8 protein-coding genes are annotated in these 11,580 nt (G+C 72.8%); 3 read left to right on the plus strand and 5 right to left on the minus strand.

Annotated elements, in window-relative coordinates:
* Nucleotides 1-64: 64 nt before the first annotated feature.
* The 3 genes from HWY08_RS16105 to fadI all read right to left on the minus strand — a co-directional run bounded on the left by HWY08_RS16105 (nucleotide 65) and on the right by fadI (nucleotide 7,364).
* A complete protein-coding gene (locus tag HWY08_RS16105) occupies nucleotides 65-3,079 on the minus strand; it encodes an OmcA/MtrC family decaheme c-type cytochrome (RefSeq protein WP_176067055.1) in 3,015 nt (1,004 codons plus the stop codon).
* A 754-nt stretch (nucleotides 3,080-3,833) separates the two neighbouring features.
* Nucleotides 3,834-6,020, minus strand: a complete 2,187-nt coding sequence (fadJ, locus tag HWY08_RS16110) for a fatty acid oxidation complex subunit alpha FadJ (RefSeq protein ID WP_176067057.1) — start codon at nucleotides 6,018-6,020, stop codon at nucleotides 3,834-3,836.
* 24 nt (nucleotides 6,021-6,044) lie between these two features.
* Nucleotides 6,045-7,364 carry an acetyl-CoA C-acyltransferase FadI gene (fadI, locus tag HWY08_RS16115; RefSeq protein ID WP_176067059.1) on the minus strand — a complete coding sequence of 440 codons (1,320 nt, stop codon included), beginning with the start codon at nucleotides 7,362-7,364 and terminating at the stop codon, nucleotides 6,045-6,047.
* Nucleotides 7,365-7,489: 125 nt separating this feature from the next.
* Between fadI and HWY08_RS16120 the strand changes: the two genes are divergently transcribed.
* Nucleotides 7,490-7,978 (plus strand): hemerythrin domain-containing protein, encoded by a 489-nt coding sequence (locus HWY08_RS16120; protein WP_176067061.1) that lies wholly within the window; start codon nucleotides 7,490-7,492, stop codon nucleotides 7,976-7,978.
* On the opposite strand, the gene HWY08_RS16125 is transcribed toward HWY08_RS16120, so the two are convergent.
* Nucleotides 7,975-8,949 (minus strand): ParB N-terminal domain-containing protein, encoded by a 975-nt coding sequence (locus HWY08_RS16125; RefSeq protein ID WP_176067063.1) that lies wholly within the window; start codon nucleotides 8,947-8,949, stop codon nucleotides 7,975-7,977. The two genes, HWY08_RS16120 and HWY08_RS16125, sit on opposite strands and share 4 nt — an antisense overlap.
* A 79-nt stretch (nucleotides 8,950-9,028) precedes the next feature.
* Here HWY08_RS16125 and HWY08_RS16130 point away from each other — a divergent pair, with 79 nt between their 5' ends.
* Both HWY08_RS16130 and HWY08_RS16135 read left to right on the plus strand, forming a co-directional pair.
* Entirely contained in the window at nucleotides 9,029-10,021 is a 993-nt protein-coding gene (locus tag HWY08_RS16130; RefSeq protein WP_176067065.1) for an ABC transporter ATP-binding protein, read from the plus strand.
* Nucleotides 10,018-10,389 carry a hypothetical protein gene (locus tag HWY08_RS16135; RefSeq protein WP_176067067.1) on the plus strand — a complete coding sequence of 124 codons (372 nt, stop codon included), beginning with the start codon at nucleotides 10,018-10,020 and terminating at the stop codon, nucleotides 10,387-10,389. Before HWY08_RS16130 ends, HWY08_RS16135 begins: the two co-directional genes overlap by 4 nt.
* Before the next feature lie 17 nt (nucleotides 10,390-10,406).
* On the opposite strand, the gene HWY08_RS16140 is transcribed toward HWY08_RS16135, so the two are convergent.
* On the minus strand, nucleotides 10,407-11,579 hold the full coding sequence (locus HWY08_RS16140) for a small ribosomal subunit Rsm22 family protein (protein WP_176067069.1): 1,173 nt from the start codon (nucleotides 11,577-11,579) through the stop codon (nucleotides 10,407-10,409).
* Nucleotide 11,580 lies beyond the last annotated feature (1 nt).

Raw genomic sequence — 11,580 nt, forward strand, 5'->3', positions numbered from 1 at the left:
CCGTCACAGGGGTCCGCCCATGCAGTTTACACCGGGACGTCAGGTCCTCCCCGGTGCTTTCGGACTACCGGTGCACGTCGGCGATGGCGGCGATCTTGCCGGCCCCATGGCAGAGGAGGCAGGACTCGCCGACGCCCGTAGCCACCTGCTGCGTCAGCACCGAGCGCGGCGAGTAGAACAGACCGCCGTTGCCGACCATGTGGCCCTTCGCAGCCGGGCTGTCGTGGCAGGCCACGCAGGCGGCGGTGATGGGCGAGGTCACGAGCGTCGTCGCCGCAGCGTTCGTGATGATGCTGTTGGCCTTGTCGATGGAGAAGCCCGACCCGTAGACCGTGCCGGCCGTCTGCGCGATGTACGGCGAGCTCGAGAACGTCGGCGCGGCGGTCGTGCCGGTGGCAGCCGTGCTCGAGAGCAGGTTCGGGAGCGCAGCAGCGGACGCCGCGGCGCTGAAGTCGTACGTGTGCGTCCCGTCCGCCGGCGTGGCGTGGCAGGCATCACAGTAGTTGTGCTGGCCGGGGAAGGTGATGTCCCAGTACCCCTCGGTGGCGCTGACCGCGTGCCAGCCGAACGGAACCGTGCGGATGCCGCTGCCGCCCGCGACGGGCGTGCCGTCCGGCAGCTTGGTGGAGGCGTCCAGACCAGCGTGCAGCGCGTGAATGAAATCCTTCGCGTTGCCCGCCCACCCGGAGTTGACCTGGTTGACGTTGTGGCAGAAGGAGCAGGTCGGGCCGTCGTTGCGCTGACCAGCGTGGAACGTCGGCGCCGCCCCGAGCTGCACGTGGCAGTTCTTGCACTTGGCGTTGTCGACGACGGCGCGGCGGGGAGCGTAAGCCTTGCCGGAGGCGTCGACGCCCGTCCTCCAGACGTCGGGGGCCACGTTGACGAGGCCGCCGATCTTGGTGGCCGAGTTGTAGCTGTACGACGCGAGGTTGGTCTGGGTGAGCGGCTGGGTGGTCTGCAGGCCGTACGTATAGCCAACGCCACCCGTGAGCATCACCGCCTTATCCGGGATGACCGCGCCCACCTGGCAGGCCGCCGTCGTGCAGTTGCACGGAGCGGCCGAGGTGCAGGCCACGCCATTCTGCGTTCCGGTCTTGAGCGAGGTCGTGGTGGTGTCCACGCTCTTCGGCCCGACGCCCAGCGTGATCGTGTAGAAGCCGCTCGAGTCAGGACCCGTCATCGTGCCGGAGCTGGCGCCCGCGGCGTTCCCATTCCAGACGGCCTTGATGTAGGCGCTCTGGGACGCGTTGAAGTCGGCCGGGGCGGTGATCCCGTCCTGCGGCACGCCGTACGCGAAGTACACGCTGGGCGAGCCGACGAAGTTGTCCATGAGCTCCGTCTTGGCGCCGAAGGTATTGAAGACGACGTCGGACGGGGCCGCGCCGTTGAGCGACTGCTGGAACTTGAAGACGATCTGCGGGCGGAGGACGTTCGGGGTCACGGACGTGTCCTTGAACGCGGACACGCTCTTCACGACGTAGGTGACCTGGATGGAACCGGCCGGGACCGCGCCGGCAGCAGGCAGGAAGCCCGCATTGGTGTTGTTGTTGCCGGAGTTGAAGCAGGGCGCCGCGACCGTGCAGGTGCAGGGAGCCGCCGCGGAGCAGGCGTTGCCGAAGAAGTCGGCGCCCGTCGTGGACGTCCCCGTGGTCACCGGGAAGTTGTAGGTGCTGCCGCTATCCGGCGGGACGACCGCGACGTGGAAGTCACCGATGAAGCCAGCGCCGCCCGCGACGTGGCAGCCCTTGCAGGAGGTGTCGTCGGTGTTGGCGCCGGCGGCGTGGGCGCACTGCAGCCAGTTGCCATTGGCGTCCACCGCCTCGTTGCCGGCCGTGTCGACGCACGCGGGGAGGCCGGCCACCTTCGCCGGATCGAACACCACGTAGTCGTGGCAGGAGCCGCAGACCGCGCGGCTGGCGGTGGTCTTGGCCTGCGCGCCCTGGGCCGCGTCCTTGTGGCACGCGTCGCAGTTCCGGAGGTCCTGCGGGTAGGTCACGTCGGAGATGCCGTGGAACGAGTTCGGGAGGCAGGGGGCGGCGACCGTGCAGGTGCAGGGGGCCTTCGTCGTGCAGGCGGTGGCGCCCTGGTAGCCGGTCGTCTGCGTCCCGGTGGTGATCTTGAGGAGCAGCTCCTTCGACGCGTGGATGCGGTGGACGAAGATGCCCGAGAAGGCGGCCGGCGTCGTGCCGTCGCTCACCGTGGCGGTGCTCTTCCGGTCGATGGCGTGGCAGACGTCGCAGTACGCGGCCTCGACCCGCGTGCCGTTGTGGAAGGCGTTCGTCGTCAGGCTCTCGGGCTTGAACGCGTTGTGGCACTTGCTGCAGGCCGCCGTCGAGGCGACCTGGCGCTTGAGCGGCGTGGCCGAGGGGTTGCCCGGGACGAAGTCGTACTCGACGTTGACGGCCTTGAACCCGGCCGCGTCGGTGGTGTTGGTGGTGTTCGTCTGGCGGGCGGCCTCGATCCAGACCACGTAGGTGTCGGTGGCCTTCGGATCGACCTTCACCGCGCTCGCGAAGGTCCGCACGGTCTTGCCGGCGTTGCTGCCGGTGCCGTCGGCGTCGGCGAAGGGGCCGGCCGGGAAGGTGTAGGTGTAGTCACCGGCGCCCGAGCCGTTCTCGGCGAGGACGCCCGTGGTCGCGGGGGCGGCGGCGTTGGCGGCGATGGCGGTCGGGTTCAGCGTGGCCGCGCTGACGTCAGGAGGGGTGGTGCCCGGCGCGTACGCGACGCTCCCGGTCCTGGTGAGGACGCCGTACGGCGGCAGCGAGCCGTCGGCCGCCACGTTCACCTTGGACAGCGAGAACCGGGGATTGAAGGGGGCGTTGGTGGAGTACTTCCCGGCGAGGTCGACCGGGTTGCCCTGATCGTCCTTCGTCGTGAAGTTCACCGAGACCGACTGGTCGGCGTTGACGGTCACGCCCTTCACCGCGACCACGAGCCCGCTGGTGGTGAGCGGGAGGTTGACGGTGGTGTTGCTTCCCTGGCCCGGAGTACCGGCGGGGCCCGTGTCGCCCTTGCAGCCCGCGCCCGCGACCGCGATCGCGGCGAGCAGCGTCAGAGCTCTCTTCTGGAGTACGTTCATTTCCGTAGGTCTCCCGCTTGTGTGCGGATGGACAACCGTTTCAGTACTGCTGTCCCAGCCGGGTGGGCCTGTGCCAGAGCCGCGCCAGTTGATCGGCTCGTGACAGCGCGCGCCAGCTCTTCACGCGGCAGGGGAAGCGTTCCCCCGTCACGCGCGGGTAGCTTACGCGCCCTCGCCAGGGATGGGTCAATATTTCAGACGCGACCGCGGGGGGATGCGAAAGCCGCCTCGGGCTCGCCCCCGGGCCCGCCGACCAGCCGTAGATCCGGGCAGTTGTAGGTTACCCAGGCGACAGGTGATCCCCTGGCGCACGTGTGGCCGTGGGGGTCCTGGCGCACCCGGGGTGACCTCGACTGCGCCTTTTGCCCCATCCCATTTCAGGGGTCTGACGCAGGTCAAAAAAAAGGGCCTGCTGGCGTCCCAGCAGGCCCCGATCCCCCTCCCCCTCACCTCATCAATTGCTCGCGCCGGGGATCGGCCGTCTTCCTACCCCCCTCAGAGCGGAGACTCGCAGCGACGCTCCCGGACGAGCGGGGGGATGCTCTTGCGACGACCAGGCCACGCGCACCCGGTGCGCGCTGCGGCGCTTTGCCGCAGAACGTGCGCTGTGCGCCTGTGCCGCAGCGGTCCCGCAAGGTCGCTCGCCGCCGGGGAAAGCGCACTTTGTCGCATGACTTTGCGTGAATGAAGCCGCGCTCGGGCCGACGCGTGGAGCGCGACTCGATTGGGGCTTTTCACGCGGGGCGGAGCGTTTTCACACAGGCCGCGCGTCCGGATAGAAGCGCCGCCCGTCGCGCGCGACCTCCACGAGCAGCGGCGCCGGCTCGAAGCGGTCGCCGAACTTGTCGTGCCACCGCTCCAGCCGCTCGAGGAGGGTCTTCGGCCCGACCGCGTCCGCGTACCGGAAAGGTCCCCCCAGGAAGGGAGGGAAGCCGAGCCCGAAGATGGCGCCGACGTCGCCGTCGCGGGCGCTGCGCAGGATGCCCTCGCCCAGGCAGCGGATCGCCTCGTTCACCAGCTGGAGCGTGACCCGCTCGGCGATCTCGTCGCGGGAGACGCGCTTGCGCTGCCGGCCGCCCGGGAGGAGGTCGTAGACGGTGACGTCGACCTCCTTCTTCTTGCCGCCGTAGGTGTAGAAGCCCTTCTTCGACTTCCGCCCCAGCCGGCCGTCGGCGGTGAGCTTCTCCAGCGCCGCGGGCGGCGTCATGCGGTCGCCGAAGGCGGCGTGGAGGATCTTCGCCACCTTGGCGCCGACGTCGACGCCCACCTCGTCGAGGAGGGTGATGGGCCCGACCGGCATCCCGAAGGCGGTGAGCGCGCCGTCGAGGTCCTCCACCGAGGCGCCCTCGATCAGGATCTCGGCCGCCTCGTTCATGTACGGGGTGAGGATGCGGCTCGTGTAGAAGCCGGGGCCGTCGTTCACGACGATGACCGTCTTGCCCTGCTTCTTGCCCACCGCGACGGCGGTGGCGGTGACGTCGGGCGCCGTCAGGGGCGTCACGATCACCTCGAGGAGCGGCATCTTCTGCACCGGCGAGAAGTAGTGCATGCCGAGCACGCGCTCGGGCCGCGTCGAGGCCTCCGCGATCTTGGCGATGGGGATGGAGGAGGTGTTCGAGGCGAAGATGCCGCGCGGGTTCACCTGCTCGAAGGCGCGCACCATCTCCTGCTTCAGCGCCAGGTCCTCGAAGACCGCCTCGATGACGAGGTCCACCCGCTCGAAGCCGGCCCAGCCGGTCGACGCGGTGAGGAGCCGCATCGTGGCGCCGCGCTCGATGGGCGTCATCGACCTGCGCTTCACCTTCTCGTCGAGGAGCCCCCGCACGCTGGCGAGCGCGCGCGCCGCCGCCGCGTCGTCCTTCTCGCGGACGCGCACCGCGAGCCCCGCGCCGACGGTGACGAAGGCGATGCCCGAGCCCATGAGCCCGCCGCCCAGCACGCCCACCGTCTCGACCCGCCGCGCCTTCACCGCCGGGTCGTCTACCCCGGTGTCCTTCTTGAGCGCGGTGGTGGCGAAGAAGATGTCGACCAGCCGCTTCGAGACCTCGGAGACGGCCAGCTCCCCGAACAGCTTCGCCTCGCGCTCGAGCCCGGCCTCCATCCCCTTGTCGAGGCCGTGCTTCACCGCCTCGAGCGCCTTCTCGAGCGCGGGGTAGTGGCCGCCGCTCTTCTTCAGCACCTTCCGCCGCGCCTCGCGAAAGAGCAGCTCGCGGCCGAGCGGGTTGTCCTCGAGCGCGAGCTTCTGCAGCGCGCCCAGCCCGCCCCGCTGGAGCTGCTTCACGCCGCCCGGCTGCGGCCGGCGGAGCTGGCCGGTGGCGAGCTCCCGCGCCCGGCGCCGCGCCACCTCGAGGAGGATGGGCGCCGGGACCACCTCGTCGGCGAGGCCGAGCTTCTGCGCCTTCCTCGCCTTGAGGCCCTTGCCGGTGAGGATGAGGTCGAGGGCGGCGGCGATGCCGACGAGCCGCGGCAGCCGCTGCGTGCCGCCCGCGCCGGGGATGAGGCCGAGCTGCACCTCCGGCAGGCCGAGCTGCGTCTTCCGGTCGTCCGAGACGACGCGCCAGCGGCAGGCGAGCGCGAGCTCGAGCCCGCCGCCGAGGCAGGCGCCGTGGATGGCCGCCACCACCGGCTTCGGGAAGCGCTCCAGCGCGTCGAACTGCCGCTGCCCCGAGCGCGAGAGCGCCTCGGCCTCGGCCGCGCTGCGCGCCGACCGGATGACGTCGATCTTGGCGCCGGCGATGAACCCCTCCTTCTTGCCGCTGGCGATCACCACCCCCTCGACGGCGGGGTCCTTGGCCAGCGCGGCGAGCAGGTCCTCCAGCTCGGCGCCGACCTGGGGCGAGAGCGTGTTGACCGGCTCGCCCTGGACGTCGAGCAGGCAGAGCGCGACCCCGCCCTCCACCTCGACGCGGAAGCTCCGGACGATCTTCTCGGCGGGCATCATGCTGTTCTCCCTCGTGAGCGGTGGCTAGGCGGCGACTTCGGGGCCGTCGAGGACCAGCGCGGCGCCGATGCCGCCGGCGGCGCAGACGGTGAGGAGCGCGTGGGCGCCCTTGCGGCGCTGGAGCTCGCGCAGCGTCTGCAGGATCATGCGCGCGCCGGTGGCCGCGAACGGGTGGCCGAGCGCGATCGACCCGCCGTTCACGTTGAGCTTCTCCGGGTCCACCTCCCCGAGCGGCTCGGCGCGCCCGAGCTTCTCCTCCGCCCACTTCTTCGAGGCGAAGGCCTGCAGGTTCGAGAGCACCTGGGCCGCGAAGGCCTCGTGCATGTCGACGAGGTCCATCTCGGCGAGCCGGAGCCCGGCGCGGTCGAGCGCCTTGGGGGCCGCGTAGGCCGGCCCTTGCAGGAGCTGATCGCCCGGGTCGAGCGCGGCGTAGGCGTAGCTGCGCACGTAGCCGAGCGGGGCGAGGCCGAGCGCCTTCGCCTTCTCCTCGGAGACGATCACCAGCGCCGCCGCCCCGTCGGTGAGCGGCGAGGAGTTGCCGGCGGTGATGGTGCCGTACCGGCGGTCGAAGACGGGCTTCAGCTGCGCCAGCGCCTCGAGGTTCGTGTCCTCGCGGACGATGTTGTCCTTGGCCGAGACCCGCTGGTAGCGCGGCGGCACCGCCACGTGCATCACCTCGCCGTCGAAGCGGCCGGCCGCCCAGGCGCCGGCGGCGCGGCGGTGGCTCTGGTAGGCGAGCTCGTCCTGCGCCTTGCGGCTGATGCCGTTCACCTGCGCCATCTTCTCGGCGCTCTCGCCCATGGTGAGCCCGGTGGTGGGCTCCTTGAGCGCCGGCGGCACCGGGGCGAGGTCCCTCGCCCCGAGCTTCCCGAACGCCTTCGCCTTGTCGACCACGTTCTTCGCGCGCGAGGCGTCCACGATGGCGCGCGCCAGCGGGCCGGAGGCGAAGATGGGCGCGTCGGAGAGCGACTCGGCGCCGCCCGCCAGCACCACGTCGGCGTGGCCGAGCTGGATCTGGTCGGCGGCGTCGGTGGCGGCCTGGATGGAGGTGGCGCAGGCCCGCGCGACGGTGTGCGCCTCGACCGACTTCGGCAGCTGGGTGCGGAGCACCACCTCGCGCGCGATGAGCGAGACGAGCGGCGACGGGATGACCTGCCCGAAGACGACGGCGTCGTACTCCTTCGGGTCGAGGCCCGTCCGCGCGACGAGCTCGTTCACCACCGCCGCGCCGAGCTCGACCGCGGAGAGGTCGCGGAAGTCACCGCCCGACTTCACGAAGGGGGTGCGAAGGCCGGCCACGATCGCCGCGCGGCGGCCGGGGCTGGGGGTACCGTTGCTGGGCATGGTCGGTCTCCGTTGATTCTGGAATCAAAGAGCGGTTCAGTTCATCTAAAGGGCGCAACGCAGAGCGTCAACCCTCGTCCGGGCGGCCGCTTGCGGGTGGGGGGTTCTTGCGGGACGATGGGTCGATGGCCCAGAAGCGCAGCCGGCAGCTGAAGCCCCTCTCGAGCGAGCATCACCAGGCGCTCCTCGTCGCCTTCCAGCTCAAGAACGGGCTGGCCGGCCACGCCGAGAGCGCCGGCGCGCCGAAGGATCTGGCGGGGCTGGTGAGCCTGGCGAAGCGCTTCGACGCGGCGGTGCTGCGGGCCCACGGGCGGGCGGAGGAGGAGCTGCTCGGCGAGCACCTGCCCGAGGTGGACGTGAAGCGGCTGGCGGTCGAGCATCGCGAGCTGGCCCGGCTGCTCGAGGCGGCGCAGCAGGGGGGGCCCCAGGACGCGCGGCACGCGCTGAGCGCCTTCGCCGAGCTCCTCGAGCGGCACGTCCGCTGGGAGGAGCGCGAGCTGTTCGGCGCCTGCGAGCTGGCGATGGGCGAGGCGGCGCTGGCCCTGGTGGGCACGGAGCTCGAGCGCCGGCTGGTGCTGCAGCGGGTGGACGCAAAGGCGGCGAAGCGCGCCTAGGACTCCTCGGGCGCCCCGCCCGACCGCGCCAGGTCCTCGCTCTTCACCTTGCCCGGGTCGAGGCCGCGCGCCTTCTTCGTCATCTGCTCGAAGAGCGCGTCGAAGCCGGGGGGCTCGCCCTTCATGAACCGCAGCGGGTTCACCCGCGCCACCACGAACGCCTTGAGGTAGGGCGAGTCGAAGCCGCGCTCCTTCAGCCTCGCCACCGCCTCCCCGACCGCGTCGTCGAAGGCCAGCACCACCCCGGCGCGCCGCTCGCGCTCGGCCAGGGACGCGGCGAGCGGCTCGGGGAGGAAGGCGTCCACCCGCTTCAGCACCGGCTGGTAGGCGCCCCCGGAGAGGCGGCCGCGCTGCTCGTACGCGAACCCGAGCGTGGCGAGCGCCGGCTCCTCCAGCTCGAGCGCGAGGTCGGCCTCCTTCACCGTCCCGTCGAGCCGCGCCAGGTCGCGGTACATCCGCACCACCTCGAGCGCCTTCTCGCGGAGGTTGTGCGCCTTCTCGATGTTGAGGGCGAGGATCTGGTAGGCGACGCGCCGCTCGGGCACGACCAGCGCCAGCACCGCCTTGGCGCCCAGCTCCTTGAGGGCGGTGAGCCGGTGGCCGCCGTTCGGCGACAGGTAACGGCCGTCCTCGCGCACCGCGATGATGGGGTCGAGGTAGCGGCGCGTCTTGTCCATGGCCACGGTGAGCTTGCGGACGTGGGCGTCGGAGACGTCCCGCTGGAAGGCGGTGCGCTCCACCTTCTCGAGCGGCAGGGCGGCGAAGACGAGGGCGTTCCCGCCGAGCGGCTCCCGGTAGAGCGCCAGCACCGCCCCGCCGTCCTCCTCGATCTGCCGGGCCAGCTCCGCCACCTCGGGCGGCGGGTCGGCGAGGCGCAGCTCCGGCGCGGTGAGCCCGGTCGGCTCGAGCTTCACGCCCTTGCGCTTGCGGGGAACTCCACGCTTGGTGACGGGTCGCGCGCGAGGGGCCATCCGCGCATGGTAACCGGCGCCGCGGCCCGGCGTGAGGGCACGCGCGGGGCGCCCGCCCGTGTTATGACCCGTGGCTCGCGTGATCGACGTCCGCCGCCTCGCCAAGCACTACCGCGTCCACCGCCGCCAGCCCGGGCTCGGTGCGGCCCTGCGCTCGCTCCTGCACCGCTCCTACGAGACGGTGAAGGCGGTGGACGGCATCGACTTCCACGTCGCGCCGGGCGAGCGGGTGGGCTTCCTCGGCCCGAACGGCGCCGGCAAGACCACCACCCTCAAGATGCTCTCCGGCCTGCTCCACCCCACGAGCGGTGAGGTGCGGGTGGCCGGCCACGTCCCGCGCCGGCGCGAGGCCGAGTTCCTGAAGCGGGTCACCCTGGTCATGGGGCAGAAGCAGCAGCTCCTGTGGGACCTGCCCCCGGCCGAGACCTTCGCGCTCAACCGCGCCATCTACGACGTCCCGCCGGCGCAGTTCGAGGAGACGGTGGCGGAGCTCACCCGGCTGCTCGAGCTCCAGGACCTGGTCGGGAAGCCCACGCGCCAGCTCTCGCTGGGCGAGCGGATGAAGTGCGAGCTCGCGGCGGCGCTGCTGCACCGGCCGCAGGTGCTCTTCCTCGACGAGCCGACCATCGGGCTCGACGTGTCGATGCAGGCGACGGTGCGCGGGTTCGTGAAGGCCTACAACGAGCGGTTCGGCGCCACCGTGCTCCTCACCAGCCACGACATGGACGACGTGGCGGCGCTCTGCCCGCGCGTCATCGTCATCGACAAGGGGCGCATCATCCACGACGGCGACCTGCGAGAGCTGCAGCGGGCGGTGCGGCCCGACAAGCGGATCGTGGTGCGGCTCGAGCACCCGGTGCCGGCGGCCGAGCTGTCGCGCTTCGGCGCGGTGGTCTCGGCCGACGCGGCCCAGGCGGTCATCCAGGTGCACGCGGCCGAGGTCTCGGCGGCGGTGGGGCGGATCCTGGCGGCCTTGCCGGTGACCGATCTGACCGTCGAGGACCCGCCGCTGGAGGAGGTCATGAGCGAGCTGTTCCGGAGCGGCCGGGCCGCGGGCGAGGCGGCGCGGTGAGCGGCCCGCGCCCCCAGCCCCCGCCCGGGCCGCCCGCGCCGCCGGAGCCGCCGGAGCCGCCGGAGCCGGCGTCCGAGGCCCCGCCGCGCGCCGGCCGCGGGCTCTTCTGGGCGGGCCTGCTCGCGTTCGCGCTGGTCGACCTGGCGCTCGCGGCCGGCCTGCACCGCGCCGCCGCGGCGGCGTCGCAGCTGCTCGCCTACGCGCTCATCGCCGCCTTCGCGCTGGCGCTCGCCTACGCGACGGCGGTGGTGTCGCTCGCGGTGGGCCGCCGGAGCCGCCCGCCGCTCGGCGACGCCCTGCGCGGCGCGCTCCTGCTCGCGCTCACCGCCGTCCACCTCATCCTCATCGCGCGAGCCAGGCTGGGCTAGGGGTACCGCCCCCGCTCTCAAACGCCCGGGAGCGGCTCCCCCGCCTTCGCCACCACCGTCACCCGCGTCTCGGGCCCGAGCCTGAGCCCGTCGCCCCGCGGCTCCACCTCCGACAGCTCCACCACGTCCCCGCGCAGGAGCCCCTCGAACGCCCGGTTCGCGTCGGTGACGTGCTTCTCCTGCAGCGCCAGCCCGAGCCGGCCCTCCGGGCCGCACGCCATGTACCGGAGCCGCCCCTTCGACGGCAGCGGCTCCGAGACGACGCGGAAGACGCGCCCGGCGGGCGGCGCGCGCCAGGGCTCGCCGCGCGGAGCGAGCACGAGGTAGCTCATCTTCACCGCCTCGCGGCGCAGCCCGGCGGCGCGCGCCAGCTCCGCCACCATCGGCGGCGGCTCGATGGGCCGCTCGGCGTGGCACCAGTCGCTCTCGCGCAGGCGCGCCGGGCACGGCCCCCGGAACAGGCAGGGCGCGCGCACCGCGAAGCCGCGCGCGACGAGCAGGTCGCGCACCTCGAGCAGCGCTCGCGAGGTGTCGCGCAGCGCCGGCTCGATCACCACCAGCGACCCGCCCGGCCGGAGCAGCGCCGCCGCCTCCTCGAGCAGCGCCGCGCGCCGCTCGGCCGCGCCCTCGCCGGAGAAGAGCTCGTTGAGGACGTGGCCGAAGGTGACGGCGTCGAACGTCTTGCCACCCGCCGCCTGCGCCAGGGCGCCGGGCCGGGTCGGGTCCCAGGGGTGCGTGGTGAGCGGGAGGCGCAGCTCGGCCGCGAGCGCGCGGGCCGCGGCGAGCGCCCGCGGCGAGCGGTCGGCGGCGATCGCCGCGGCGGCGCCGGCGTGCAGCGCCGCCAGCGCCACCGGGGCGGGACCGCTCCCGAGGTCGAGCACCGCCCCCGGCGCGCGCGGCAGCTCGCTGAAGACACCGCGCGCCTGCAGGTAGGAGGTCGGCCAGTAGAAGAGCAGGTACGCGCCGAGCAGCCGCGGGTCGTCGAGGTAGCGGGCGCCCGCCAGCGCCCGGTCGCGGGTGAGGCCGGTCGAGAGCCGCTCCACGCCGCGCGCGACCTCGGTCAGCTCCTCGGGGGCGAGGCGGTCCGGCGGCGGCCGCGGCCCGCGCCGCGGCGGGCCGCCCCGGAGCGCGCGCCAGGCGGCGAGCAGCCGCGGCGCGAGCCGGGCGAGGTCGTCGGTGGCGGTCTGCACC

This window comes from Anaeromyxobacter diazotrophicus, assembly GCF_013340205.1.
GTDB classification, from domain to species: Bacteria; Myxococcota; Myxococcia; order Myxococcales; family Anaeromyxobacteraceae; genus Anaeromyxobacter_A; species Anaeromyxobacter_A diazotrophicus.

Coding starts and splice junctions, on each gene's coding strand:
- HWY08_RS16105 (WP_176067055.1), bottom strand. CDS start 3,079: ATGAACGTACTCCAGAAGAGAGCTCTGACGCTGCTCGCCGCGATCGCG.
- fadJ (WP_176067057.1), bottom strand. CDS start 6,020: ATGATGCCCGCCGAGAAGATCGTCCGGAGCTTCCGCGTCGAGGTGGAG.
- fadI (WP_176067059.1), bottom strand. CDS start 7,364: ATGCCCAGCAACGGTACCCCCAGCCCCGGCCGCCGCGCGGCGATCGTG.
- HWY08_RS16120 (WP_176067061.1), top strand. CDS start 7,490: ATGGCCCAGAAGCGCAGCCGGCAGCTGAAGCCCCTCTCGAGCGAGCAT.
- HWY08_RS16125 (WP_176067063.1), bottom strand. CDS start 8,949: ATGGCCCCTCGCGCGCGACCCGTCACCAAGCGTGGAGTTCCCCGCAAG.